The following is a 387-nucleotide window of genomic DNA, read 5'->3' as shown; positions in this document are numbered from 1 at the left end:
TCCCAGCTGCGCCGTGACGGGGTCGACCCCGCCGCGATCCGGCTCTCGCTCCTCGCCCACCACTACCGCGCCGACTGGGAGTGGACGGACGGCGTGCTCGCCGACGCCGTCGAACGCCTCGCCCGCTGGCGCGCGGCGGTGTCCCGTCCCGACGGGCCGCCGGCCGAGGCGCTCGTCGAGGAGATCCGCGAGGCGCTCGCGAACGACCTGGACGCACCGGCCGCGCTCGCCGCGGTGGACCGCTGGGCCGCCTCGCAGGCCCTGTCCGGCGGCACGGACGAGGGAGCGCCCGGTGTGGTCTCCCGCGCGGTCGACGCACTCCTGGGCGTCGCCCTCTAACGACAGCCCGTACGACAGCTCGTAGCGCAACCGAACGGCCCCGGCGGA

Annotated in this window: 1 pseudogene; it reads left to right on the top strand. The window is 76.7% G+C overall.

The features are described from left to right. Positions 1-339, top strand: a pseudogene (locus G3I78_RS50615) (cysteine--1-D-myo-inosityl 2-amino-2-deoxy-alpha-D-glucopyranoside ligase); the annotation flags it as partial. Between the last annotated feature and the right edge of the window lie 48 nt (positions 340-387).

The organism is Streptomyces sp. SID13726, from assembly GCF_010548375.1.
Lineage (GTDB): Bacteria > Actinomycetota > Actinomycetes > Streptomycetales > Streptomycetaceae > Streptomyces.
This window is presented reverse-complemented; position numbering and strand designations above follow the sequence as displayed.